The following is a 26538-nucleotide window of genomic DNA, read 5'->3' on the forward strand; positions in this document are numbered from 1 at the left end:
GCCGGCGGGCCGGACGCGTCGTTGGCCCGCGGCCTGGCGGTCGACTACCCGGCCGCCGCCCGGCGCTCGCGCTGCTCGGCGTCGCCGGCAATCGCCGGCCCACCACTCTTTTGCCATTGTCACGCCTGATACGAATCGTCTGCGGAGGAGCGCAACGCCGGCTCGTTGCGACACTGGTTCGACCCGTCGACAAGAAACCACGACAATTGTAGATAGTTACAGCAGTGAATGACGAAATAGGATTCTGGACAAGAATACTTTCGCGGCAGGGTCCGCCGGTCGGCGGACCTGCCGCAGATCTACTGCGCCCAGAAACGGAGGAAGCCGCTATGGCCAGGCGTTTCTCGGCCGCCATCGCGCTCGGTGCACTCGTCGTGCCGGGCGCATTGGTCGTCGGGCCATCCGCGTACGCGAACGAGTCGGTGGAGAGGCGAGTCGACCTCGCGGTCGGGCTGTCCGACCGCATCAATCTGGCCGGCACCGGGTTGGTGCCGGCGGTCCTGCGGAGCACCGCGGCATTCGACGCCACCGCCGTGGACCCCGGGAGTGTTCTGCTCGGTACGTCCAAAGCCGGGGGTGCCCCGCCCGCGAAATGGGCAGATGGTGCGGTGATCGCGACCAAACGGGATGTCGATGGCGACGGCCGTAGGGACCTCGTGCTGCACTTCGACAAGGCGGACCTGGTCGGCGACGGCGGACTCGGCTCGGACAGCGCCGAATTGACGTTGTCCGCTCGATTGTCCGACGGCCGCGAGATCACCGGAACTGACCAGGTCGACACCGAGATGGCATTCGAGGTGAAGTTCGCCGAATCGCTCGAAATCCGCGGTGCGAACGCCGGCCTGCGCAGCGAGCGCGGCCAGAGCCTGCGGCGGGTCGAGAGCGTCCTCGACCGGCACGGCCAGGCCAGGGACCTGGCACCCATGGTGCGGAGCGTCTCGTCCGCCGAACTGGCCGAGCTCGCCGAGGAGGCGGCAGAACGTACCGGCGAGGCCGCGCCCGACATATCCTCCTGGTACCGGCTCACCATGCCGTCCGGGGTGGACGCCGAAGCCCTCCTGGCCGAGCTCGCGGCGCTGCCGGAGATCGCGCACGTCTATCCGGTGCCGGAGCCGGTGCCGCCGCCGTCGACCACGCCGGACTTCACCGGTCGGCAGGGTTACCTCCGACCGGCGCCGACCGGGATCGACGCGGACTTCAGCCGGCGTGACCCCCGACTGCGCGGCACCGGAATCAAGGTCGCCGACCTCGAGTACGACTGGAACCCGTTCCACGAGGATCTGCAGCTGGACTGGTCGAGCGATCTGGGCGGCGACGCCTTCCCGCGCTACACCGGCTTCGCGGACGAGCACGGCACGGCGGTGTTCGGCATCATGGCTGGCCGTGACAACGCGTACGGCGTCACCGGCGGCGTTCCCGACGCCGAGTTCTACGGCATTTCGCCGAACGAGCGGCTGCCCTCCGGTCGCACCTCATGGAACCCTGGACCGGCGCTGGTCTACCTGGCCGCCAACGGCGGGCTGCGACCCGGCGACGTCGTGCTGCTGGAACAGCAGACCTCGAGCCCGCTCGGCGGCACCCGGTACGCGCCGCTGGAGTGGATCCCGGCGGTGTTCGACGCGATCAAGCTGCTGACCGGGTTGGGTGTCACCGTGGTGTCGACCGGCGGCAACGGCAACACCAACTCCGACGACCCGATGTACGTCCGCAACGGCATCCGCTGGTTCGACCCGACCGTGCAGCACTCCGGCTCGATCATGGTCGGGGCCGGTAGCAGCACCGACCACGAGCGACTCAGCTTCTCCAACTACGGCACCCGGTTCGACCTGCAGGGCTGGGGGCACAACATCACCACCACCGGGAGCAACGGAAACCTGCAGGGCGGAACGAACCCCGCGAACCTCAACGTCCGCTACACGCAGTCGTTCGGTGGCACGTCAGGCGCCGGGCCGGTCGTGACGAACGCCGTCGTGGCCATCCAGTCGTATCTCAAGGCCACCGGCCAGGAGCCCTGGAGCGGTCAGAAGATCGTGGAGGTGTTGAAGGCGACCGGTACGCCGCAGGGCGCGGCGACGGCGGGTGAGCATATCGGGCCGCTGCCCAACCTGGAGGCCGCCCTCAAGATGATCGAGGTCGACGCGCCGGTTTCGACCATTGCCCTGAGCCACCACGCCAACAGCGATGTGGACTGGGTGGCCAACCCGCTGGTGACGCTGAGCGCCGAAGATGGCTGGGGCGTCGGTGTCGCTCGCATCGAGTACCGCCTCGATGGCGGGTCGTGGACGCAGTACCAGGCGCCGTTCCGGGTCAAGGGACCGGGCCTGCGCACGATCGAGTACCGGGCAACCGACAACAAGGGCAACGTCGAGAAGGCCAACACGCTGACCTTCCACAACCCCGAGGTGCCGGTGCAACAGTAGTTCCCGCTTCCGGGCCCACCTCGGTCAGCTTGCCGAGGTGGGCCCGGAAGCTGTCGGCATCCCTCGCAGGCTGCTCGTCGCCCACTGTGGACGCCGACCGGTCGGATCGCGGGCACCGGGGTTAAGCCAAGTTCTTGACCACCTCGCCCTGCTGCGGTGTGATAGTGCAATAGCACACCGCTTGATCGCCGGGCCCACACATCTGGGCCCGGCTCTCGGGTGCTCCGGCCGGGTCGTACCTCCGGCGCAATGATCCGAAGTTCTCCCGGCTGTTCACGCACGAGCGTCACACAGAAAGGGAACGTTGTGACAGAACAGCTCATCCCAAGACGAACGCCCTGGCGGCGAAAGTGGCGGCACCTGGTTGCCGCGGCCGGTGCCGTCGTCCTCCTGCTTGCCACGCCGATCCAGCCCGGGTATGCCGCACCCACCCAGGACGGGTCGGGCAAACTCCAGCCCGTCGACCCGCAGAACTGGAAAAACCAGTACGACATGACCTGGCAGGACTGGAAGGACATCCCACACACGAAGTGGAATGACCCGAACGTCAAGCCGTCGGTGCGGGGCCTGAAGATCGCCCTGGTCGCGGTCGACTTCGCCGACCAGCCGTTCGTGATCACCCAGCCCAAGAAGAGCGACCAGTTCGGCAACCCGCAGATCGACCCGATCGGTCGCGAGGAGGTCCCGGAGTTCTACCGGGACTACTACATGACTCCCAACGAGCTCAACCACGGGCGCACCGTCCACGAGTACTGGATGGAACAGAGCCGCGGTCAGTTCGGGGTCGCCGCGCTCGACGCGTTCGGCCCCTACCGGATGCCGCGGAACCTGTTCGAGTACGGCCTGAACGAGTGGAACCAGCAGTCGGCCTGCCCGAAGGGGTTCACGTGTAACGGAAACCTCGACAACGATGCGGCCAACGCCTGGCGTACCGATCAGAAGTGCACCGGCAACTGCGGGTACGACGTGATCCTCCGGGTCTACGCCGGCTACGACGAGACGAGCATCTGGCAGGAGTTCGGCGAGATGATGTTCCTCAACAAGGAGGACATCCCCGACGAGTGGGGCCCGCCGGCCGAGTTCAACAAGGACGGCAGCCTGCCGAACTGGGCGCCGACCCGCTACGTCGAGTGGACGTCGTGGAAGGCGGCCGCCCAGCAGTGGGGCCTGTCGTCGATCCGGCAGGGTGAGAGCTCCGGCACGATCACCCACGAGATGGGCCACTTCTTCTTCCGGATCGGCGACAACAACAACAATCCGTTCGCCCACCGGCAGAATCCACCACAGCCGCTGCACCGGGTCGGCTCGGCACCGTGGGACATGATGGACCGGGGATCGTTCAACGGTCCCGGCGGCCACCACATGCGCTGGGTGGTGCCGCCGAACCAGGGTGGTTGGAGTCCGGCCGGCCTGATGCTCCGTAACAAGATCAACATGGGCATCGTGCCGGACCAGAACGTCCTGCGGGTCAGCCGGGAGGCGCTGGCGAACTCCGGCGTCGTCGTCGCCGAGGTCACCGCGCGGGCGGTCGACCCGGGGCCGGAGGGCATCTCGGGCGTCCGGATCGCCCTGGACGGTCCGGGCCGCCCTGACCGCACCCCCGACTGCGACATCAACAAGGATCCGTTCTGCCACGGCAACACCGGCTGGGACGACTACACGGTCGAGGTCGTGGACCGGATGGGCTTCGACTCGTTCACGCCGGACAACGGCGTCCTGATCGCGAAGAACAAGAGCAGGGAGAGCAACACCTGCGGCTACAACTGCTTCGACTGGGTGATTGACGCCAACCCGCAGGACATCGAGATGGTGGACTACTACGCGCCGGACGGCACCCCGGTGATGGCCACCATCGCCGACCACCGCCAGCTCAACGACGCCCTCTTCCACGCCGGGACCGACTCCGGTTCCCGGTACGAGTACGTCGACGAGGCGAACCGGCTGCACGTGTACGTGTTGGACCTCCGCCGGAACTCCGACGGCGTCCTGTCGTACACGGTGGCCGTCCGGTCGCTGGACGGTTCCGGGCCGAACGCGCGCGGCGTGGCGTTGGGGCAGCCGGTGAAGCAGGGGGTCACCCCGTCGCGGACCGCGCAGTGCACGTTCCCGCTGAGCAACACGGGAGCGGCGGGAGCCACCGCCGGGCATCCGCGTGACGTGACGAAGTTCGTCGACTCCGACGTCTACCGTCTGTCGGCGAGTTCGGTGGGCGACGGCTGGACGACGTGGATGCCGTACGAGGTCACGACGGCGAAGGCCGGCGGCACGGTCGAGGTGCCGGTCTACGCCACCCGCACCGCGGGGTCGGCCGACCAGGCCACGGTCACCCTGACCGCGACCTCGGAGAGCGACCCGAGCAAGTCGACGAGCGTGACCTGCCAGGTGCACGTCAAGGACACCACGCCCGGCGCCGGCCACGGCCAGGGGCGATGACCCGGAGGTGACTCGCTGGACGCGACCGGCGGCAGCCCATCGGGCTGCCGCCGGTTGTGTCACCGCCGCCGTGGACGACTACCTGGCGACGAGGTCGTCGAGCTGCGCGCGCAGCGTGTCGGTGCCGCCGGGCCAGCCACGCAGCAGCTTGCCTCCCTTGCTCACCAGCGCGACCAGCGGCGGCTCCTCCACCCGGTACTTCCGCCAGACCTGTCCGGTCGGATCGATCCCCACCGGGTGTTCGACCCGGTTGTCGCGGACGTACTGGCTCATGCGATCGGCGGTCGAGTCGGTGCCCACGCCCACGAACAGGACCACGTCCCGATACTCCTGGACGAGCTGGTTGATCTCCTTTTGCTGGTCGGCGCAGAGCGTGCACCAGGCTTCGAGGAAGACCAGGACGACCGGGCGGCGATCCCACTGTTCGTCCAGCTTCAGGGCCGTGCCGTCGAGCAACTCGAGGGTGAATCCGGGCGCCCGCGGGGCGTTCGTCGGCGGGGCGACGAAGGTGACGCCCTTGGGCACCGGGCCCGGGAGCGTCGCCGGCGGGGGCTGGTCGGCCTGGCCCGCCGAGCCGGTACAGCCGCCGAGGGACAGGGCGGCGACGAGCAACGCCGCGAGACGCCTTTGGGGCTTCATGAAACCACCACCTCGCCCGCGATGTCCGGGGCGTCGCTCTTCTTGATCGGTACGGCCGGGCGGTCTTCCAGGACCAGGACATGTCCCTCGACCTGTTCCACCGCCTTGACCTTGAGCAGCATCACGCACAGCGTCGGCTCGCGCCTGACCTTGCTGAAGTCGACATCCATCGCCTTCTCGGAGGTGCCCGTGGGGAGGGTGCCCCGCGCGATCTCGCGGCCGTTGCCGTCCTCGATGACGTACGGCGCCTCGGGGTGGGCGAAGCGGTAGGGCCCGGCGCCGGCGCAACTGGTGCCGGGCGGGCGCAGGTTCCAGTCGGGCACGGTCAGTCGGATGACCTGGGTCTTCACGGGGGCGGTGGGTGGGTCGGAGCAGCCGCCGGCGATTGTGGCGCCCAGCATGGCCATGCTGAGCAGTAGCGCTCGTCGTTGGTTCATCGGATTTGCGGCGTGGAGACCCGGCCGTTCAGGCCGGGAGGACCCGCCGTTCCCTCCCTTCCGATGCTTGTCTTATGTGGGTGGTGGATGGTGAGGCGTGGGTGGCGCCCGCCGAGCACTGCCGCGCGAGCGTCGGCGGTGCTCATGGACGTTGGCGGTCGTGCGGAGCTGATTTGTCGCTTGTGGTGGGGCGCGGTGGGCGCGACCTCGGACGTCGGGGTCACGATTGAGAAACGAGGTTGCAATTGTACATTGCACCAGCCCGTTTCGATGGTTACTCTGCCTGGCAGAGTCCAGCCCCAGAAGGTGCTCCGCACCCTCGACATGTCTGCGGTGACCACCCGTCCGCCACGCCTCATGCCCGCCCGGATCTCGGCTTCCGTGTCGGGCGCAAGCGTCCCGGCGCGAGCGCCTGTGCCGATCCACAGGAGAGGCGCGAGCGTGCCCACCGGACCGCGCGGCGGACAGCCAAGGAGGAAACAGATGCGTGTGTACGGAAAGGTCGGGCGGATGGTCGCCCTGTCGGCCAGCGTGGGGCTGCTCGCCGCAGCCACCGCGTGCAAGGGCGCCACGTCAACCGGGGACGGAGAGCGCAAGACGTTCGTCTTCGGCGCTTCGGAGGACCCCAAGACGCTGGACGCGGCGTACGTGTCCGACGGTGAGTCCTTCCGCGTCATCTTCCAGGTCTACGAGACGTTGGTGGCGCTGAAGCCGGGAACGACCGAGGTCGTCCCGTCGCTGGCCACCGACTGGAAGGTCAGCGACGACGGGTTGACCTACACCTTCAACCTGGTCAAGGACGTCAAGTTCCACGACGGCGAACCGTTCAACGCCAAGGCCGTCTGTTACAACTTCGACCGCTGGTACAACTTCAAGGGCGCACAGCAGAACAGCGACATCTCGTACTACTGGCAGACCATCTTCGGCGGCTTCGCCACCCAGGACAACGAAGCCGCGCCGAAGACCAGCCGCTACGCCTCCTGCGAGGCCACCGAGGACTCGGTTGCGACACTGCACCTGAAGCAGCCGTCGTCCGCGCTGCTGTCCGGCCTGGTGCTGCCCGCCTTCTCCATCGCCAGCCCCAAGGCGATCGAGCAGGGCGGCACAGACCTCACGGTCAGCGGCGACTCGATCTCCTACACCGGCGGCTTCGGCACCAAGGTGGTGGCCGGCACCGGGCCGTTCAAGTTCGTGAGCTGGGACCGCGGCGAGCGGCTGGTCCTGGAGGCGAACGAGAACTACCGCGAGGGGAAGCCCCCGCTGGACCAGATCATCTTCCGGCCCATCGCCGACGCGACCGCGCGCATGCAGGCGTTGCAGGCCGGCGAGATCGACGCCTACGAGGGCGTCGCGGCGGCCGACATCCAGGCCGTGAAGAACGTCGGCCAGGTGGTCGAGCGGCCGGCCTTCAACGTCGGGTACGTCGGCATGAACCAGAAGGTGCCGCTGCTGAAGAACCAGAAGATCCGCGAGGCGATCGCGCACGCCCTGAACCGCCAGGGCCTGCTGTCAGCGGCGTACCCCGAGGGCGCCGAGGTGGCCAACCAGTTCCTGCCGCCGTCGCAGTGGGGCTACAACAACAGCGTCACGGGCTACGAGTACGACCCGGAGAAGGCCAAGCAGCTCATCGCCGAGTCGGGGGAGAAGGACCTGAAGCTGGAGTTCTGGTACCCGGCCAACGTCTCGCGTCCGTACATGCCGAACCCGCAGGCGGTCTACGAGTCCTTCGCGGCGGACCTGGAGAAGGTTGGCTTCACGATCGTCCCGAAGACGGTCCCGTGGACGCCGGACTACCTGCAGAACATCCAGGGCGACGGGAAGGGGCAGCTCTTCCTGCTGGGCTGGAGCGGCGACTACGCCGACCCGGACAACTTCGTGGGCACCTTCTTCCGCGAGACCACCCCGCAGTTCAACCTGACCGACCCCGGCATCCAGGGGCTGCTCAAGCAGGCCCTCGCGGAGACCGACCAGGCCGCCCGCCAGAAGCTGTACGAGGAGGCCAACAAGCTCATCTTCGACTACATCCCCGGGGTGCCGTTCGTGCACAACCGGCCGCTGCTCGGGCTGGGCAAGAACGTGTCCGGCTACCAGCCGTCCCCGGTGAGCCTCGAGTACTTCAAGCTCGTGAAGATCGAAGGCTGACAGTCCCGTGCTTCGCTTCGTCGCTCGACGGCTGCTTCAGCTGATCCCGATCCTGCTGGGGTTGTCGATCCTGCTGTTCGCCTGGGTCCGCGCGCTTCCGGGCGGGCCGGCCCAGGCACTGCTCGGGGAGAAGGCGACGCCGGCGGCCATCGAACAGATCGAGGCGCAGCTCGGCCTGGACCGCCCGCTCTGGGAACAGTACCTTCAGTTCCTCGGGCGGGCGGTCCGGCTGGACTTCGGCGCGTCGCTGCAGACCGGGCGGCCGGTCCTCGAGGAGATGGCACGCCGGTTCCCGGCCACGATCGAGCTGGCCGTCGCCGCGCTCGTCATCGCCGTCGCGGTGGGCATCCCGCTCGGCTACCTGGCCGCCCGGCGCTACGGGACCTGGTTGGACAGCGTCCTGGTCTCGGGCTCCCTGCTCGGGGTGACCGTCCCGATCTTCTTCCTGGCGTACCTGCTCAAGCTCGTCTTCGCCGTCCAGCTCGGCTGGCTGCCGACCGCCGGCCGGGCCGATCCGCGCGCCAGCGCTGAACATCCCACCGGCTTCTACGTCCTCGACGGCATCCTCACCGGCAACCTGCCGGCGAGCTGGGACGCCCTGACTCACCTGATCCTGCCAGCGATCGCGTTGGCCTCGATACCGCTCGCCGTGATCGTCCGGATGACCCGCGCCTCGGTGGTCAACGTCCTGCACGAGGACTACGTGCGCACCGCCGAGGCGAAGGGCCTGTTGGCCGGCACCGTGACCCGTCGGCACGTGCTGCGGAACTCGATGCTGCCGGTGACCACCGTCATCGGGCTCCAGATGGGCGTCCTGCTCGCCGGAGCCGTCCTCACCGAGACGGTGTTCGCCTTCGCCGGCGTCGGGAAGTTCATGGCCGACGGCATCGTCGCACGCGATTTCCCGACCATTCAGGGTTTCATCTTGGTGATTGCCGTGAGTTACGTACTCATCAACATGATCGTCGACCTTCTCTATGGCCTGCTCGATCCCCGGGTGAGGGTGTCGTGAGCATCGCGGAGGAAGCGCGCCCCGGGCAACCGACCGGGCCGACGGGCGTCGACGCGGTGGTCGCCGAGGAGCCGTCGGCGCGTGGCCTGCGCGGTGAGGCCATGCGCCGCCTGCTGCGGAACCCGATGGCGATCGTCGGGTTCGCGCTGATCCTGTTGTTCGTCGCGGTCGCCGTCTTCGCGCCGTGGATCGCGCCGTACTCGCCGAAGGACAACTCGTGGTTGTCCCAGGTCCGGCCCGGCGCCTACCCCGGGCCCTCGGCCGAGCACTGGCTGGGCATCGATCCGCTTGGCCGGGATGTCTTCTCCCGGCTTGTCCACGGGGCTCGACAGTCGCTGCTGATCGGCGTGGTGTCCCTGACGATCGGCGCCACCGTCGGGGTGTTCCTCGGGCTGCTCGCGGGCGCCTTCGGCGGCTGGGTCGACGTGCTGGTCATGCGGCTGGTCGACATCATGCTCTCCGTACCGGGCCTGCTCTTCGCCATCGCGATCGCCGCGCTGCTCGGGCAGAGCCTGACCTCGGTGATGATCGCCATCGCGGTGGTCAACGTGCCGATCTTCGCCAGGCTGCTGCGCGGCGAGATGCTCGGGCAACGCGCCGCCGACTACGTGCTGGCGGCGCGCTCGCTCGGCATCTCCCGGGCCGGCATCGTCTTCCGCCACGTGCTGCCGAACTCGTTCACCCCGGTGATCGTCCAGGGCACCCTGACCCTCGCGCTGGCCATCGTCGAGGCGGCCGGCCTGGCCTTCCTCGGTCTGTCCGGCAGCGATCCGTCGGCGCCGGAATGGGGACGCATGTTGACCGACGCCCAGGTCGCGCTGACCTCCGCCCCGCAACTGGCGCTGTACCCGGGACTGGCGATCGTCCTCGCCGCGCTCGGCTTCACCCTCGTCGGGGAGTCGTTGCGCGAAGCACTCGACCCCAAGCTACGGCGGTGAAAAGATGAGCTTCCTGCGCGTACGGGACCTCACGGTCACCTTCACCCGGCCCGGGCACCCGCCGGTCCGGGCGGTCGACGGCGTGACCTTCGACGTCGAGGCGGGGCAGTCGGTGGGGATCGTCGGCGAGTCCGGCTCCGGCAAGTCCGTCACGTCACTGGCCATCATGCGGCTGCTGCCCGCCCGGAACGTACAGGTCACCGGCAGCATCATGCTCGGCGACCAGGACCTGCTGTCCCTTTCCGCACGGCGGATGCGGGACGTCCGTGGCCGGGACGTTGCCATGATCTTCCAGGACCCGATGACCTCCCTCAACCCGGTGGTCACCGTGGGTCGGCAGCTCGTCGAGGTGATCGTCCGGCACGGCGGCACGGCGGCCGCCGAGGCCAGGGCAGAAGCCGAGGCACTGTTCGACCGGGTCGGGATCCCGGACCCGGCGCGCCGGCTCCGGGAATATCCGCACCAACTGTCCGGCGGGATGCGGCAGCGGGTGATGATCGCCATGGCGATCGCCTGCCGGCCGCGGCTGCTCATCGCCGACGAGCCCACGACGGCGCTCGACGTGACCATCCAGGCGCAGATCCTCGACCTGCTGCGGGACCTCGTCGAGGAGAGCGACTCGGCGCTGGTGATGATCACCCACGACCTGGGGGTGGTGGCCGGACTGTGTGAGCGGGTCCACGTGATGTACTCCGGTCGGATCGTCGAATCCGCCCCGGTGAGCGGCCTGTTCGGGCAGCCCGCCCACCCGTACACCGACGGTCTGCTGCGCTCGATACCCCGGATGGACGGCGAGCGGGGCGGCCTGTTGCACACGATCCGCGGTTCGGTGCGAGACGTCGTGCCGTGGGATCGCGGCTGCGCGTTCCAGCCCCGCTGTGACCACGCGGTCGACGCGTGTCTGGGTGCTGCGCCCCCGGTGCGGGATCTCAGCCTGGTCCCGCCGCGCCAGGTCCGCTGTCCACGCCCGCTGGAGCCGGCGCCGCACGCCGCCGGTGCGGGCCGTCACGAGGGTAGTGCCGAATGAGCCTGCTGCAGGTACGCGATCTCAAGGTCCACTTCCCGATCCGCAGCGGTACGCTCCAGCGCCGGCCGCACGGCTGGGTGAAGGCCGTGGACGGCGTGGACCTGGACGTGGCGGCCGGGACCACGTTCGGCCTGGTGGGTGAGTCCGGCTGCGGCAAGTCCACCCTCGCGCGCGCCATCATGCGATTGGTCGAACCGACCAGCGGCACCGTCACCCTCGACCGCGAGGACCTGCTCGGGCTCGGTGAACGGCGGCTGCGATCGGCACGGCGGAACTTCCAGATGGTCTTCCAGGATCCGATGGCCAGCCTGGACCCCCGGCAGAGCGTGGAGTCCCTGCTCACCGAGCCGCTGCGGGCCCACAAGATCCCCGGCGGCGCGGCGGAACACGCACGACGTATCCGGCACCTGCTGGAGGTGGTGGGCCTGCCGGTGACCGCGCTGCACCGCTACCCGCACGAGTTCTCCGGCGGCCAGCGCCAGCGGATCGGAATCGCCCGGGCCCTGGTGCTGAGCCCCAAGCTGGTCGTCGCCGACGAGCCGGTGTCCGCGCTGGACGTGTCCGTCCAGGCGCAGGTGATCAACCTGCTCAAGGAGCTGCAGGAGAGGTTCTCGCTGACCTACCTGGTCATCGCGCACGACCTCGCCGTGGTCCGGCACATCAGCGACACCGTTGCCGTGATGTACCTGGGATCGATCATCGAGCAGGCCCCGGCCGAGCTGCTCTACAAGAGGCCGACCCATCCCTACACCAAGGCCCTCATGGGGGCGGTGCCGGTGCCGGACCCAACGGTCGAGGCGGGCCGCAAGCGGATCCTGCTCCGGGGCGACCTGCCGTCGCCGGCCAACCCGCCCGCCGGGTGCCGATTCCACACCCGCTGCCCGTGGCGCCAACCCACTCGCTGTACGGACGAGCGACCGCCGCTGCGCACGGTCGGGGCGGGGCATCAGGTCGCCTGCCACTACGCGGAGGAAATCGATGCCGGCCGGGTCCCGCCGGCGGTGACCGCCGCGCCGAAATCCAGGTCCACGGCGCCGCGGCAGGCCCCACTCGTCGGGGCGCGGACCGTCGATCTCCGGACGTCCGGCCGGCGGCCGAGCGCGCGCTGACCTCGGGTCGGACGTCGCGCACCTGTGCGGTGGCGGCGTCAGCATCGCCGGCGGTGCGATGCCCGGCGGCATCCGGTTGCACCTGCATGTCCTGCGGGTACAGGTAGCCGCCGGCCAGATCGTCGGCCAGGTGCGGCTCGTGCTCGTGCAGTTCGTGCGCCGGCACGGCGAGCGCCTCGATTCCTTTGCGCCTGTTGCTTTCCGGCAAGCCGCTGCATAACGTCCAGAGGTGCCTGGCCGGTTGCCACGACAAGGCCGCCTTTGGTTTCGAGCCGCACCGCACAACCGAACGCCGTGCCGTCGAGCGGCAGGTCGGCCAGGGCCCGCCACTGCTGATTCGACAGCAGCGCGAGGTCGAGCTCGGGGCGAGCTCCTTGTCGGAGACCAGGATGTTCCCCTCGCCGGCCCCGGTTGTTCCGCCGGCGATCCGTACTCGGTCGATGACGGTGACCGCCAGGCCCGCTCGGGTGGCGTAGCAGGCGCAGGCAGCGCCGACGGTTCCCGTTCGAATGACGACAAGGTGGGGATTGTCGCGATGGTCGCGCGGCTGACGTGTCTGGTCACGACGCGGCCGCCGGTGCCTGGCTGACGCGGTGCGCTCGGTCGCGCCGACGCGCGGGAGCGGTGTCGGACATGTGTACCTCGGGGCAGCGTTTGGCGCTGGAGTCCATCGGCTGTGCTGTTGTAGTGTGACATTGTACGGCCCGCGCCGCCAGGGTCGTGCCCGCAGCGGCGGCGACAGTTGGACGTATGCGACCAGAGAGAAGGAGTACTGGATGCACACGCGGTTGAAGCCATGGCACGGGGTGCTGGTCGCCACGGCGCTGCCCTTCGATGACCGGCTGGAGGTCGATCACGATCGTTTCGCGGAACACGTCCGGTGGTTGGCTGCCGAGGGCTGCGACGGCGTAACCCCGAACGGGTCGCTGGGCGAGTACCAGACGCTGACGGAGAAGGAGCGGAGCGCCGTGGTGCGTACGGCGGTCGACGCCGCACCGGACGGCTTCACCGTGATGCCCGGCATCGCTGCCTACGGCGCCTTGGAGGCGCGCAGATGGGCCGAGGACGCCGCTGAGGCCGGCTGCGCGGCGGTCATGCTGCTGCCCCCGAACGCCTACCGGGCCGACGATCGGGCTGTTGTCGAGCACTACCGCGAGGTCGCGAAGGTCGGCATCCCGGTGGTGGCGTACAACAATCCGCTCGACACCAAGGTCAACCTCACGCCGGCCCTCCTCGCCCGGCTCAGCGGCGAGGGCCTGATCGTGGGCGTCAAGGAGTTCTCCGGCGACGTGCGCCGCACCTACGAGATCAGCGAGATGGCCCCGGACCTCGACGTGCTGATCGGCGCCGACGACGTCGCACTGGAAGTGGGCCTCGCCGGGGCGCGGGGCTGGGTCGCGGGCTACGTCAACGCGCTGCCGCGGGCGAGCGTGCAGCTGTTCAACGCCGCCACCAGCGGCGACCTGGCCACCGCCCTGCCGCTCTACCGGGCGCTGCATCAGCTGCTGCGCTGGGACTCGAAGACGGAGTTCGTCCAGGCGATCAAGCTGTCGATGGACATCGTCGGCCGGTACGGCGGGCCCTGCCGGCCGCCCCGCGTTCCGCTCACCGCCGAGCAGCAGCGCGCCGTCCGGGAGGCCACCGAAAAGGCGATCGCGGCCGGATACCGATAGTGAGAGGGCGGTAGGACCCGTGCGTACCAACCGCGTGTTCCACGCGATCGACTCGCACACCGAGGGCATGCCGACCCGGGTGATCACCGGTGGCGTCGGTGTCATCCCGGGCAGCTCGATGGCCGAACGCCGTCAGTACTTCCTCGACCATCTCGACCACATCCGCACGCTGCTGATGTACGAACCCCGTGGACACTCCGCCATGAGCGGAGCCATCCTGCAGCCGCCGACCCGGCCGGATGCCGACTGGGGCGTGCTGTACATCGAGGTGAGCGGGTGCCTGCCGATGTGCGGGCACGGCACCATCGGGGTGGCCACGGTGCTGGTGGAGACCGGCATGGTGCCGGTCACCGAGCCGGTGACCCAGATCCGGCTCGACACACCCGCAGGCCTGGTGGTCGCCGAGGTCGCCGTGCGCGACGGGCGTGCCGAGTCGGTCACGCTGCGCAATGTCGCGGCGTACGTGCACGAGCTGGACGCGACGGTCGAGGTACCCGGGCTCGGTACGCTCACCCTCGACGTCGCGTTCGGCGGCAACTTCTACGCCATTATCGGGCTGGACCAGCTCGGCATCGCGTTCACCCCGGCGGAACCCCGGGTCCGGCAGCGGATGCTGGACGCCGGACTGGCCATCATGGACGCGGTGACCGAGCAGCTCAACCCGGTGCATCCGGAGAATCCGGATATCGCCGGCTGTCATCACGTCTATCTCGCGGCACCCGGTTCGGACGCCCGGCACTCCCGGCACGCGATGGCCATCCACCCGGGCTGGTTCGACCGGTCACCGTGCGGTACCGGCACGTCAGCCCGGATGGCCCAACTGCACGCCCGGGGCGAGCTGCCGTTGAACACCGACTTCGTCAACGAGTCGATCATCGGAAGCCGGTTCGTCGGACGACTGCTCGAACCCACCACCGTAGCCGGCCGGCCGGCGGTGGTCCCGACGTTCACCGGTCGCGCCTGGATCACCGGCACCGCGCAGTACTTCCTTGACCCGACCGATCCGTTTCCCGCCGGATTCCTGCTCTGACCAACCCTCGCGGTAGCGAAACGCCTGGAGCTCATGGTGTCTGTCGTACAGTCCACATCCCCGCAGAACCCCACCGATCTGGTCATCTCGGTGGCCGAGGCCACCGAGTCCGACGTCGACCGAGCCGTTCGCCGGGCCCGCGAGGCGCAGCGCACCTGGGCCGCCGCGTCGCCGGCGGAGCGGTCCGCCGCCCTGCACGCCGCCGCCCAGGCGGTGGCGGCCGCGACGGACGAGTTGGCCGCGCTGGTGGTGCGCGAGGTGGGTAAGCCGCGGGCCGAGGCGCTCGGCGAGGTCGCCCGGTCCGTGGCCATCCTGCGCTACTACGCCCAACAGGTGTTCGATCCGATCGGTGCGCTCCACGAGCCGAGCGCCGGCGGCCATGGGCTGACCTACACCCGCCGGCGTGCCCGCGGCATCGCGGCTCTGATCACGCCCTGGAACTTCCCCCTGGCGATCCCGTTGTGGAAGGCCGCGCCGGCGCTGGCCTTCGGCAACGCGGCCCTGATCAAACCGGCGCCGCAAGCGACGGCGTGCGCGCTGCGGCTGGCCGAACTGGTCGGGTCGTGCCTTCCCGACGGGCTGCTCGCCGTGCTACCCGGCGACGCCGAGGCCGGTCAGGCGGTCGTCGCGGCCGGCGACGTCGTCTCCTTCACCGGATCGGCCGCGGTCGGTGCGCTCGTGGCGTCGGCCGCGACGAGACGTGGGGTTGCCACCCAGTGCGAGATGGGAGGCCAGAACCCGGCCATCGTGATGCCCGACGTGGATGTCGCCGACACGGCCCGGCAGATCGCCTACGCCGCTTTCGGCTACGCGGGTCAGAAGTGCACCGCTACCAAACGGGTGATCATCGTAGGTGACCCGGCGGGCTTCACCGAGGCGCTGGTCGCCGCCACGGAGGAGCTACGCCTTGGCGACCCGGACGATGTCGCGACCAGCGTCGGCCCGGTCATCGATCGGGCCGCCCGGGACCGGGTGCTCGAGGCGGCGGCAAGCGCCAAGGCCAGCGGTGGTCGGCTGCTCACCGGCGGGTGCCCGGGAGCCGACGAGGGCTGGTTCGTCGCACCGACCCTCGTCGACAACCTACCGGCCGATCACCTGCTCCTCCGGGAGGAGGTGTTCGGACCGATCTGCGCGGTGAGCCGGGCCGGTAGTGTCGCCGAGGCCATCGAGGCAGCCAACGACGTCCGCTACGGTCTGGCCGCCTCGGTGTTCACCACCGACCTGGACACCGCACTGCGGTGCGCCGACGGGCTTGCGGCGGGGCAGATCAAGATCAATGCGCCGACGACGGGTGTGGACTTCTACCTGCCGTTCGGCGGGGAGCGGGACTCCAGCTTCGGCCAGCGGGAGCAGGGCAAGGCCCCACAGGAGTTCTACACTTCGCTGCACACGGTCACCACGGCGGTCCCCCCGACATGACCATGAGACCACGCGGGTGGTGCAATGCGTCCGGACCCGGTCCAACTATCCTACGAGCGAAGGGGGTGCAGTAGTGGGGCAGTCGTTGCATCTGCCGATGCTCGAGGCGCGGCGTAGCGTGCGTAGCCAGGTCGCCCACGCCCTACGCGCGGCGCTCGTCGCCGGTGAGATGCGCCCCGGGGAGATCTACTCCGCGCCGACCCTCGCCGCGCAGTTCGGCGTATCGCCCACGCCGGTGCGGGAGGCGATGCTGGACCTGGTCAAGGAAGGCCTCGTCGAGACGGTGCCCAACAAGGGTTTCCGGGCCACTGAGCTCACCGACGAGGAGCTGGACAACATCACCGAGATCCGGCAGCTTCTCGAGGTTCCGATGACCGTCCGGGCGGCCAGCGTCGTAACTGCCGATGACCTGGCCCGCCTGCGGCCGATGGCGCAACGCATCGTCGAGGCGGCGCAGGCGAAGGATCTGATCGCGTACATCGAGCACGACCGCATATTCCACCTGGAGCTGCTTGCGTTGGCGGGCAACGCGAACCTGGTCTCGCTGGTCGGCGAGCTGCGGTCCCGGACGAGGCTGTACGGCCTGACCCGGCTCGCCGCCAACGACGAGTTGGCCTCCTCGGCAGCGGAACACCTCCAGATGCTCGATCTCATCGCCGCCAACGACCGGCGTGGCCTCGAACGGCTGATCAAGGCGCACATCGGCCACGTGCGCGGCAGTTGGGCCGGCCGGGAGGAACGCCCGGGCCGGCAGCGGCCGCGAGCCGCGGCAGCGGCCCAGGACAACACCCGCTGATCTCCGGCGGTCGACCGGCGCCGACGTACGGCCCCGGTCGGCTCAACCACGGCGCACCACAGGACCGATGCGGTGCTGCCGTAGCGGCAGGACCACCCCGAAAGGAGGGAGCGACGGGCTCCCGGGCCACCCGGACTGCCCAGTCGCGAATTCGATGAGCGCGGCTCACACGCTGAGTGTCGTCAACGCGGCCATCTTCGACGGGATGTCGGCCGAGTTGACCGAGGGTGCGGTCCACATCCACGACGGCGTCATCGTGGCGGTCGACGGCTCCGCCCGCCCGGCCGGCCAGGTGATCGACGCCCGTGGGGGCACCGTCATCCCCGGCCTCATCGACGCGCACTTCCACGCCTACGGCACCGAACTGGATCTGCTCGCGCTCGAGTCCAGCCCGCTGAGCTACCTCTCGCTGGTCGGGGCCCGTCGCCTCGCAGCTGCCCTCCGCCGAGGGTTCACCACCGTGCGGGACGTGGCGGGCGGGGACCCGGGCCTGGCCAGGGCCATCGGGGAGGGGCTGATCGCGGCGCCGCGGTACCTGTACACCGGACCGGCGCTGTCGCAGACCGGCGGGCACGGCGACCCCCGCCCGGGTGACCTGGACCTCTGCGCCGGTGGAGCGCATCTGGCCGAGATCGTGGACGGGGTCGACGCGCTGCGTCGAGCCGTTCGCGACCGCTTCCGCCAGGGCGCACACGCCATCAAGATCATGGCCTCGGGCGGGGTGGTCTCGCTGACCGACCCGATTCGCGTCCCGCAGTACTCGGCGGCCGAGATCCGGGCGGTGACCGACGAGGCCACCCGGCGCGGCAGCTACGTCGCCGCCCACGCCTACTCGCCGGAGGCGATCGCCCACGCCGTGACCAACGGGGTACGCACCATCGAACACGGCAACCTGCTGGACGCGCCCGCCGCCCACCTCATGGCCGAGCACGGTGCGTTCCTCGTGCCCACGTTGGCCGCCTACGACGCCATGGACCGCCGGGGCGAACAGGTCGGACTCACGTCGATCGGCCAGGCGAAGAACCGCGAGGTGTTGGCAGCCGGCCGGCGGGCGATCGAGCTGGCTCGGGCGGCGGGCGTGCCGATCGGGTTCGGCACCGACCTGATGGGCCCGCTGGAAGACGAGCAACTCACCGGGCTGCGACTGCAGGTCGAGGTCGAGGGGGCACTCGAGACGCTGCGCTCCGCGACGTCCGTCAACGCCGAGCTGATCGGCCGACCTGACCTGGGACGCGTCGCGGTGGGTGCCCGAGCCGACCTCGTGATCCTGCCCGGTGACCCGTTCGAGGACCCGTCGATCCTGTGGGCGGACCCGCAACACCGCACCGTCGTCAAGGACGGCCAGATTATCTAGCCAACCCTGGATCGATCGGAACGGCACCGGCCGGTGGAGACCCGCTCAGGCGATGGTGGTCTGGTGCGGTAGCGGCGTGGTGACGGCCTGCGCGCTGTCGAACCCGGCGGCTTGGAGGGCGAACAGCTCGGCGTACCGGCCGCGGGCGGCCGTGAGCTCGTCGTGGGTGCCGGCCTCGACGAGTCGCCCGTGGTGCAGGACGTAGATCCGGTCGGCGTGGCGGACGTTGGCGAGCCGATGGGTGATGAGGATGGTGGTGGCTCGGCCCTGCCGGTCGCGGATGGCTTGGAAGAGGGCGTCCTCGGCGCGGGGGTCGAGGGCGGAGGACGGTTCGTCCATGATCAGTAGCTCGGCGTCGCGGAGGAAGCCGCGGGCGGCGGTGATGCGTTGCCACTGCCCACCGGAGAGGTCCTGGCCGTTGGCGAAGGTACGGTCGAGCAGCGTCTCGTACCCGTGCGGCAGTCCGATGATCATGTCGTGGGCGACGGCGCGGGCAGCGGCGTCCTCGATGCGGTCCTGGCGGGGCTCGGCGCCGATGTCGCCGATGGCGATGTTCGTCGCGGCGGTGAAGGGCCACTTGTGGTATTCCTGCGTGACGACCGCGATGCGGGGGCGCAGCGCGTCGACGTCCCACTCGGACAGCGGCCGGCCGTTCCAGCGGATGGTCCCCCCGGTGGGGGTCCGCAGCATGGCGATCATCGCGGCGAGGGTCGACTTGCCGGAACCGTTCTCGCCGACGAACGCCACGGTCTGCCCCGCCTCGATCGTCAGGGTCACCTGGTCCACGGCGGGGACGTCCCGGTCGGGGTAGCGCAGGCTGACGCCGTCGACGTGCACCTCCCGCAGCCGGTCGGGCACTCCGCCCGCCGGATGGGCGGTCTCGTCGGGCAGTAGGCGACGGCGCGGGCCATGAATCCGGTGTAGTCGCGGAAGTGCTGGCCCTCGGTGTAGACACGGTCGATCTGGAAGGTGACGACGGACAGCGACCGTTGCGCGGACTGCACCGCGACGACGCAGGTCGCGGCCGCGGCGAGCGGAATCTGCCCGTCGACGAGCAGCAGGCCGAGCAGTACGTAGACCACGGCGGTGGCCACCCCGGCGATCATCGACCCCACGGTGGTGGTCGTGGTGACCCGCCGGGCCAGGGCGAGCTGGATGTCGGTCTCCACGCCCATGACCCGGTCGTACTGGTCCAGCAGGAACCGGCGCAGCCCGTAGGAACGCAGCTCGGGTGCCGAGTCTCGTTCGGCCATCAGCCGGTGCAGCAGCCACACCCGGCGCCGGCGCACCGAGCCGGCCGCGTAGGTCTGGTAGCGGAGGTGCCCGGCCCGTAGCGACGCCCAGGCGTTCGGCATCGTGGCGACCAGCAGCGCCACCAGCAGCAGCGGATGGATCACGGCGACGGCGACGGCCACGGCGAGCAGCCCGGCCAACCCCGCGAGGAGGTTCATCGACGACTGCACCAGATCGGTGGTCGAGTCCGCGCCGCGGGAGGCCCGTTCCATGTCGTCGGCGAACGCGTCGGCGTCGAACGCCTCCAGCCGCACGGCGGTGGTCACCTCGAACAGCCCCCGCTCCACCGCCCGGTCCACCTTCGGGGCCAGGCCGTTCTGGGCGTATCCCATCCCGGTGGCCATGCCGGCGCGGAGCGCCGTCGCCGTGGCCAGTGCCGCCAGCGCCGGCAGCGCCGCCATCACCTTGTCCGCGGTCGGTCCTCCCGCGAACAGCTCCACGAGCACCCGCTGGGTGGCGAGCAGTCCGAACGCCGCCATCACGCCCGCCCCGACGGTGGTCGCCGCCACCACCAGCGTGCGGGCCCGGTCGGCACGCCAGCTGACCTGGAGGGCGGCCCAGATCAGCCGCGGCAGCTCGGCGAACACGGCGAACAGCCCGGCCTCCGCCCGGGCGCGTACCCCCGTCTCCCACCACATCGCCCGCAGCTCCGGCAACACCGATTCGTTCCGCTGCCGGTCCGGCGGCTCGGTCGGCGCTTCGCCCTCGGTGGTCGCGGTCTCTGCCACGGACGTGCCTCCCGGGGTTACGGAGTTTCGTCGGCCGGCCGGGGTGGCCGGCGCGCATGGCTCGTAGTATCCGTCTCGGTACTGACGGTTATTGTCGTGGATGTGCCGTCGCGTGTGGTGGCGGCCGGTGCGAGGGCCGACTCCGACGGAAATCCGACACGGCGTCGGCCGGCTGGTGCGGCCCGTGCTCGGTCGGGTGTGTCCCCGGAGGCCGGCGGAGGCGGTCGGGCTGATGCATCGATGCCGGGAATGTCCAGCCATGCACCTTCCGGGTTGGCGGATGTCCACAACATTTTTTGTCCTCGGGTGGCGGCTCCGACATTTCCATACCCGGCGGTAGCGGTGAAGGTTGTGACGGGACCCCTGCCTCGAGGGGTCCTCGTTGTGTTGTGGAGAGACCTTTGGGAGGGTTACTCGGTGTTCAGCCGCATCGCCATCGTCAACCGGGGAGAGGCCGCCATGCGGCTGATCCACGCTGTCCGCGAGCTCAACGCCGAGACCGGGGCCCGGCCGATCGAGACCATCGCGCTCTACACCGACGCCGAGGCCACCGCCACCTTCGTCCGTGAGGCGGACGACAGCTACTGCCTCGGGCCCGCGTCGGCGCGTCCGTACCTGGACCATCGGATCCTGGAGCGCGCGCTGGTCGAGACGCGTGCGGACGCCGCGTGGGTGGGCTGGGGCTTCGTCGCCGAGGATCCGGCCTTCGCCGAGCTCTGCGAGAAGGTCGGGGTCACCTTCATCGGCCCGAGCGCGGAAGCGATGCGGATGCTCGGTGACAAGATCGGCGCGAAGCTGATCGCCGAGGAGGTCGGCGTCCCGGTGGCGCCGTGGAGCCGCGGCGCGGTGGAGAGCCTGGACGCGGCCAAGCGTGCGGCGGCCGAGATCGGCTATCCGCTGATGCTCAAGGCGACCGCGGGCGGCGGCGGGCGGGGCATCCGGGTCGTCCGCAGCGACGAGGAGCTCGCGGAGGCCTACGAGCGTACGAGCCTGGAGGCCGAGCGCGCGTTCGGCAGCGGCGTCGTGTTCCTGGAACGTCTGGTCACCGGCGCGCGGCACGTCGAGGTGCAGGTGATCGCCGACGGCCAGGGCACCGCGTGGGCGCTGGGTGTCCGGGACTGCTCGGTGCAGCGGCGCAACCAGAAGGTCATCGAGGAGTCCGCCTCCCCGGTGCTCGCCCCGGAGCAGGCCCGCGAGCTGAAGGCGGCGGCCGAGCGGCTCGCCCTGGCCGTGGACTACCGCGGCGCGGGGACGGTCGAGTTCCTTTACCACCCCGGGGAGAAGCTGTTCGCCTTCCTCGAGGTCAACACCCGGCTGCAGGTCGAGCACCCGATCACCGAGGCCACCACCGACTTCGACCTGGTCAAGGCCCAGATCCACGTGGCCGCCGGCGGCCGGCTCGGCGAACGGATCCCGGCCGAGGCCGGGCATGCCGTCGAGGCCAGGCTCAACGCCGAGGACCCCGACCGTGACTTCGCGCCGTCGCCCGGCCGGATCGTCCGGCTGGTGCTGCCCAGCGGCCCGGGCATCCGGGTGGACACCGGGGTCAGCGAGGGCGACGTGATTCCGGCCGACTTCGACTCGATGATCGCCAAGATCATCGCCTATGGCCGTACGCGTGACGAAGCGCTCGGCCGGCTGCGCCGTGCGGTCGCCGAGACCACGGTGGTCATCGAGGGCGGCGCCACCAACAAGAGTTTCCTGCTCGAATTGCTCGACCAGCCCGAGGTGATCGACGGCAGCGCGGACACCGGCTGGATCGACCGGGTCCGTGGGCAGGGCCGGCTGGTCTCCACCAAGCACTCCGGGATCGCGCTGGTCGCGGCCGCGATCGAGGCGTACGAGGACGAGGCGCTCGTCGAGCGGCAGCGGCTGCTGTCCACCGCGCACGGCGGCCGCCCGCAGGTCCAGCACGAGAGCGGCCGTCCGATCGACCTCAAGCTGCGCGGCGCGAGCTACCGGGTGACCGTCGCGCAGACCGGGCCGCGCCGGTTCCGCGTCGGCATCGGGGAAGCGTCCACCGTGGACGCCGAGCTTGAGCGCTTCGACGAGCACACGGGCCGGATCCTGGTCAACGGCCGGCGTTTCCGCCTCGTCACCGACACGCACGGTCCGATCCACCTGGTCGAGGTGGACGGCATCACGCACCGGGTCAGCCGCGACGAGGGCGGCGTGCTGCGCTCTCCCGCGCCCGCGTTGGTCGTCGCGACCCTGGCCGGGGTGGGGGACGAGGTGGAGGCGGGCGCGCCCGTGCTCGTCCTCGAGAGCATGAAGATGGAGACGGTGCTGCGCGCGCCGTTCAAGGCGAAGCTGCGGGAATGCCTGGTCTCGGTCGGCAGCCAGGTGGAGACCGGGGCGCCGCTGCTGCGCCTGGAGCCGACCGGCGACGCCGCCGCGGGCGAGGCCGCGGAGACGGAGGCCGTCGACCTGGAGCTGCCGCCCGAGCCGACCGGCATGTCCGCCGAGGCCCGGGTCGCGCGCGGCATCGCCGATCTGCGCAGCCTGCTGCTCGGCTACGACCTCGACCCCCGCGACGAGCGGCGGGCACTCTCCAACTACTTGGCCGCGCGGGCCGAGCTCAGCCACCGCCCGCTGGAGGAAGAGGTCGAGCTGCTGCAGGTCTTCGCCGACCTGTCCGAGCTCAGCCGCAACCGGCCGGCCGGCGAGGAGAACAAGGCCGACACCCGGCTGCACAGCCCGCGCGAGTACTTCCACACCTACCTGCAGAGCCTGGACGTCGAGCGCGCCGCGCTGTCGGACACCTTCCGCAACCGGCTCGCCCGGGTGCTCGCCCACTACGGCGTCCACGACTTCGAGCGCACGCCCGCGCTGGAAGAAGCCGTGTTCCGGATCTTCCTCGCCCAGCAACGGGCCTCGGCCGATGTCACGGTGATCGTCACCTTCCTGCAGCAGTGGCTGACCGAGCCGCTGCCCGGCGACGGGCTGCGGGAACTGGTCGGCCAGGCGCTGGAGCACCTGATCTTCGCCACCCAGCTCCGGTTCCCGGTGGTCAGCGACCTGGCCCGCAGCATCGTGTTCCGCTGGGCCGCCCAGCCGATGCTGCGCCGCAAGCGTGCCGAGGTGTACGCGGGGGTCCGCGGCCACCTGCGCCACCTGGACCGGAACCCGGACGCGGCCGACCGCGCCGAGCGCATCGCGCAGATGGTCGCCTCGCCCGAGCCGCTGGTCCGGCTGCTCGCTCAGCGCATCGGCCGGCCGAGCGCCGACCACGGCCCGATGCTCGAGGTGCTCAGCCGCCGCTACTACGGCAACAGCGGCGCGGGCGACGCGCGATGCGTCGAGGTGGCCGGGCATTCGTTCTTCACCGCCGAGTACGACCGCGACGGCGAGCGCTTCCGGCTGCTCGCGGCGGCCACGGACTTCGCCGAGCTGCCCGCGATCCTGGAGAAGGTCGCCGGGCTGGCCCACCCGGGCTCCAGCGACGGCTCTGCCTCGGCGCGTCCGACGCCGGGCCGCGGCCCCGAGCCGTCGGTCGCCGACGTGTACCTGACCTGGACCGACCAGCCCGACGTGGACACGATGGCCGCGACCCTGCGGGAGATCCTCGACCGCGCCGGGCTGCTGGACGTGTGCCAGCGGGTGACGATGTCGGTGGCCGGGCGCAACGGCGCGGAGATGCACCACCACTTCACGTTCCGGCCGGGCCTGGGCGAGGACAAGGTCATCCGCGGGCTGCACCCGTTGATCGCCCAGCGCCTGCAACTGCCGCGGCTGCGGAACTTCGACCTGACCCGGCTGCCGTCGGCGGACGAAGAGGTCTACGTCTTCCACTGCGTCGCCCCGGACAACCCGGCCGACGAGCGGCTGGCGGCGATGGCACAGGTCCGCGACCTGACCCCGCTGCGCGACGCCGACGGCCGGATCCTGGCGCTGCCGGCGGTCGAAGGCGCGCTGGACGCGTGCCTCGACGCGATCCGCAAGGTCCAGGCGCAGCGGCCCGCGAAGAAGCGGCTCGACACCAACCGGATCACCATCTACGTCTGGCCCCCGAGCGAGTTGACCATGGAGGAGCTGAGCGCCATCGGCCAGCGCGTGCTGCCGCTCACGGCGGGCGCGGGCCTGGAGGAGGTCCTGTTCCTGGGCCGCCAGCGCGACGTGGCCACCGGCGAGCTGACCGACATCGCGGTCCAGATCTCCTACGACGCGGGCATGCGGGTGTCGGTCACCGAGCCGACGGCCGAGCCGATCCAGCCGCTGGACGACTACCGGCAGAAGGTGCTCTCGGCGCGGCGGCGCGGCACGACGTACCCCTACGAGCTGACCGAGATGCTGGCCGGCCAGCGCGGCAGCTTCACCGAGTACGACCTGGACGACACCGGTGAGCTGACCCCCGTCGACCGACCGAAGGGGCAGAACAAGGCGGGCATCGTCGCCGGTGTGGTGAGCACGCCGACCGAGCGGTACCCCGAAGGCGTCACGCGGGTGGTGCTGCTCGGCGACCCGACCAAGGCGCTGGGCGCGCTGGCCGAGCCGGAATGCGCGCGGGTGATCGCCGCGCTCGACCTGGCCGAGCGGATGCGCGTACCGGTCGACTGGTTCGCGCTGTCCGCGGGCGCGCGGATCTCGATGACCTCGGGCACCGAGAACATGGACTGGGTGGCCGCCGCGCTCAAGCGGATCGTGGAGTTCACCCAGCAGGGCGGCGAGATCAACATCGTGGTCGCCGGGATCAACGTGGGCGCCCAGCCGTACTGGAACGCCGAAGCCACCATGCTCATGCACACCAAGGGCATCCTGGTGATGACCCCGGACTCGGCGATGGTGCTGACCGGCAAGCAGTCGCTGGACTTCTCCGGCGGGGTGTCGGCCGAGGACAACTTCGGCATCGGCGGCTACGACCGGGTGATGGGCCCCAACGGCCAGGCCCAGTACTGGGCGCCGGACCTGCGGGCCGCCCGCAACCTGCTGATGACGCACCACGACCACACGTACATCGCGCCCGGCGAGACCCGGCCCCGCCGGGCGGTCACGTCCGACCCGGTCGACCGCGACATCTCCGACTACCCGCACGTGATGCCCGACAGCGACTTCACGACCGTCGGCGAGATCTTCTCCCGGGAGCGCAACCCCGACCGGAAGAAGGCGTTCGACATCCGTACGCTGATGCGGGCCCTGGCCGACCAGGATCACGCGATCCTGGAGCGGTGGGCGGGCATGGCCGACGCCGAGACCGCGGTCGTGCAGGACGTGCACCTCGGCGGCATCCCGGTGTGCCTGCTCGGCATCGAGTCTCGCTCGGTGCCGCGGCGCGGATTCCCGCCCACCGACGGCCCGGACACCTACACCGCGGGCACCCTGTTCCCGCGCTCGTCCAAGAAGGCCGCGCGGGCGATCAACGCGGCCAGCGGGAACCGGCCGCTGGTCGTGCTGGCGAACCTGTCCGGATTCGACGGCTCGCCGGAGTCGATGCGGCAGTTGCAGCTGGAGTACGGCGCGGAGATCGGCCGGGCGATCGTGAACTTCGACGGGCCGATCGTGTTCTGCGTGATCTCGCGGTACCACGGCGGCGCGTTCGTGGTGTTTTCCAAGGCGCTCAACCCGAACATGACGGTGCTCGCCGTGGAGGGCTCGTTCGCGTCCGTCATCGGCGGAGCGCCCGCGGCGGCAGTGGTGTTCGCCGGCGACGTCAACGCGCGTACCGCAAAGGATCCGCGGGTGGCCGAGCTGGAGGCGCGCGTCGCCGCGGCGACCGGTGGGGAGCGGGCGGCGCTGGTCACGCAGCTCATGGACGTCCGGGCCACGGTCCGGGCGGAGAAGCTGGGCGAGGTGGCCGCCGCGTTCGACGGCGTGCACAGCATCCAGCGCGCGGTCGAGGTGGGCTCGGTGGATGCCATCATCCGGCCGGAGGAGCTGCGCCCGCAGATCGTCGCAGCCGTCGAGCGGGGCCTGGCGAGGGCGTCGGGAGACTGACCGCCCGCGCCCGGCGCTTCCCGGTTGTCGGCGGAGCGTGTGCCCGGGTACGGTCCGGGCTGCGCGGTGACGCCTGAACGTCGGCGGGTGCCTCACCGCAGCCGCCCACGAGCGCGCCCCGAGCAGCTGCACCTGCACGGTGAGCTGCTCCCCGGTG

15 protein-coding genes and 2 pseudogenes are annotated in these 26538 nt (G+C 70.3%); 13 read left to right on the forward strand and 4 right to left on the reverse strand.

Annotated features, from left to right (window positions below):
- The first annotated feature begins 224 nt into the window (after positions 1-224).
- Together ABZ570_RS27130 and ABZ570_RS27135 are read left to right on the forward strand one after the other, a co-directional pair.
- Positions 225-2420 (forward strand): S8 family serine peptidase, encoded by a 2196-nt coding sequence (locus ABZ570_RS27130; protein ID WP_358069414.1) that lies wholly within the window; start codon positions 225-227, stop codon positions 2418-2420.
- A 306-nt stretch (positions 2421-2726) separates the two neighbouring features.
- Positions 2727-4853, forward strand: coding sequence for a peptidase M6 (locus tag ABZ570_RS27135; RefSeq protein WP_358069417.1), 2127 nt, complete (start codon positions 2727-2729; stop codon positions 4851-4853).
- 78 nt (positions 4854-4931) lie between these two features.
- Here ABZ570_RS27135 and ABZ570_RS27140 read toward each other — a convergent pair whose 3' ends face one another.
- Together ABZ570_RS27140 and ABZ570_RS27145 are read right to left on the reverse strand one after the other, a co-directional pair.
- Positions 4932-5492, reverse strand: coding sequence for a redoxin domain-containing protein (locus ABZ570_RS27140; protein WP_358069420.1), 561 nt, complete (start codon positions 5490-5492; stop codon positions 4932-4934).
- Positions 5489-5929 carry a hypothetical protein gene (locus tag ABZ570_RS27145; RefSeq protein ID WP_358069423.1) on the reverse strand — a complete coding sequence of 147 codons (441 nt, stop codon included), beginning with the start codon at positions 5927-5929 and terminating at the stop codon, positions 5489-5491. Before ABZ570_RS27145 ends, ABZ570_RS27140 begins: the two co-directional genes overlap by 4 nt.
- A gap of 483 nt (positions 5930-6412) precedes the next feature.
- Here ABZ570_RS27145 and ABZ570_RS27150 point away from each other — a divergent pair, with 483 nt between their 5' ends.
- Genes ABZ570_RS27150 through ABZ570_RS27170 form a run of 5 tightly spaced genes read left to right on the forward strand, consistent with a single transcriptional unit; the run spans position 6413 to position 12157 of the window.
- Positions 6413-8071 (forward strand): ABC transporter substrate-binding protein, encoded by a 1659-nt coding sequence (locus ABZ570_RS27150; protein WP_358069426.1) that lies wholly within the window; start codon positions 6413-6415, stop codon positions 8069-8071.
- A 7-nt stretch (positions 8072-8078) separates the two neighbouring features.
- Positions 8079-9083, forward strand: a complete 1005-nt coding sequence (locus tag ABZ570_RS27155) for an ABC transporter permease (RefSeq protein WP_358069429.1) — start codon at positions 8079-8081, stop codon at positions 9081-9083.
- Positions 9080-10021, forward strand: a complete 942-nt coding sequence (locus ABZ570_RS27160; RefSeq protein WP_358069432.1) for an ABC transporter permease — start codon at positions 9080-9082, stop codon at positions 10019-10021. Before ABZ570_RS27155 ends, ABZ570_RS27160 begins: the two co-directional genes overlap by 4 nt.
- A 4-nt stretch (positions 10022-10025) precedes the next feature.
- On the forward strand, positions 10026-11048 hold the full coding sequence (locus ABZ570_RS27165) for an ABC transporter ATP-binding protein (RefSeq protein WP_358069435.1): 1023 nt from the start codon (positions 10026-10028) through the stop codon (positions 11046-11048).
- Positions 11045-12157 (forward strand): oligopeptide/dipeptide ABC transporter ATP-binding protein, encoded by a 1113-nt coding sequence (locus tag ABZ570_RS27170; RefSeq protein WP_358069438.1) that lies wholly within the window; start codon positions 11045-11047, stop codon positions 12155-12157. Before ABZ570_RS27165 ends, ABZ570_RS27170 begins: the two co-directional genes overlap by 4 nt.
- Here ABZ570_RS27170 and ABZ570_RS27175 read toward each other — a convergent pair.
- Positions 12129-12977 (reverse strand): annotated as a pseudogene (locus tag ABZ570_RS27175) (FAD-dependent oxidoreductase); the annotation flags it as partial. The gene ABZ570_RS27170 and the pseudogene ABZ570_RS27175 overlap by 29 nt on opposite strands.
- Here ABZ570_RS27175 and ABZ570_RS27180 point away from each other — a divergent pair.
- The 5 genes from ABZ570_RS27180 to ABZ570_RS27200 all read left to right on the forward strand — a co-directional run bounded on the left by ABZ570_RS27180 (position 12934) and on the right by ABZ570_RS27200 (position 18429).
- A complete protein-coding gene (locus ABZ570_RS27180; protein WP_358069441.1) occupies positions 12934-13830 on the forward strand; it encodes a dihydrodipicolinate synthase family protein in 897 nt (298 codons plus the stop codon). The pseudogene ABZ570_RS27175 and the gene ABZ570_RS27180 overlap by 44 nt on opposite strands.
- Before the next feature lie 19 nt (positions 13831-13849).
- On the forward strand, positions 13850-14860 hold the full coding sequence (locus ABZ570_RS27185) for a proline racemase family protein (protein ID WP_358069444.1): 1011 nt from the start codon (positions 13850-13852) through the stop codon (positions 14858-14860).
- Between the two features lie 36 nt (positions 14861-14896).
- Positions 14897-16279: an aldehyde dehydrogenase family protein gene (locus ABZ570_RS27190; RefSeq protein WP_358069447.1), complete on the forward strand. Its 1383-nt coding sequence runs from the start codon at positions 14897-14899 to the stop codon at positions 16277-16279.
- Between the two features lie 73 nt (positions 16280-16352).
- Entirely contained in the window at positions 16353-17075 is a 723-nt protein-coding gene (locus ABZ570_RS27195) for a GntR family transcriptional regulator (RefSeq protein WP_358069450.1), read from the forward strand.
- Between the two features lie 154 nt (positions 17076-17229).
- Positions 17230-18429, forward strand: a complete 1200-nt coding sequence (locus ABZ570_RS27200) for an amidohydrolase family protein (protein ID WP_358069453.1) — start codon at positions 17230-17232, stop codon at positions 18427-18429.
- 45 nt (positions 18430-18474) lie between these two features.
- Here the strand turns inward: ABZ570_RS27200 and ABZ570_RS27205 are convergent.
- A pseudogene (locus tag ABZ570_RS27205) lies at positions 18475-20360 on the reverse strand (ATP-binding cassette domain-containing protein).
- Between the two features lie 507 nt (positions 20361-20867).
- Here ABZ570_RS27205 and ABZ570_RS27210 point away from each other — a divergent pair.
- On the forward strand, positions 20868-26381 hold the full coding sequence (locus tag ABZ570_RS27210; protein ID WP_358069456.1) for a carboxyl transferase domain-containing protein: 5514 nt from the start codon (positions 20868-20870) through the stop codon (positions 26379-26381).
- Positions 26382-26538 lie beyond the last annotated feature (157 nt).

Origin of the sequence: Micromonospora sp. NPDC007271 (genome assembly GCF_040634005.1) — a bacterium.
Lineage (GTDB): Bacteria > Actinomycetota > Actinomycetes > Mycobacteriales > Micromonosporaceae > Micromonospora.

What these genes read in the sequence shown, in the direction of transcription:
- ABZ570_RS27200 (WP_358069453.1), top strand. Translation starts at nt 17,230, where the DNA reads ATGAGCGCGGCTCACACGCTGAGTGTCGTCAACGCGGCCATCTTCGAC.
- ABZ570_RS27170 (WP_358069438.1), top strand. Translation starts at nt 11,045, where the DNA reads ATGAGCCTGCTGCAGGTACGCGATCTCAAGGTCCACTTCCCGATCCGC.
- ABZ570_RS27145 (WP_358069423.1), bottom strand. Translation starts at nt 5,929, where the DNA reads ATGAACCAACGACGAGCGCTACTGCTCAGCATGGCCATGCTGGGCGCC.
- ABZ570_RS27165 (WP_358069435.1), top strand. Translation starts at nt 10,026, where the DNA reads ATGAGCTTCCTGCGCGTACGGGACCTCACGGTCACCTTCACCCGGCCC.
- ABZ570_RS27150 (WP_358069426.1), top strand. Translation starts at nt 6,413, where the DNA reads ATGCGTGTGTACGGAAAGGTCGGGCGGATGGTCGCCCTGTCGGCCAGC.
- ABZ570_RS27180 (WP_358069441.1), top strand. Translation starts at nt 12,934, where the DNA reads ATGCACACGCGGTTGAAGCCATGGCACGGGGTGCTGGTCGCCACGGCG.
- ABZ570_RS27140 (WP_358069420.1), bottom strand. Translation starts at nt 5,492, where the DNA reads ATGAAGCCCCAAAGGCGTCTCGCGGCGTTGCTCGTCGCCGCCCTGTCC.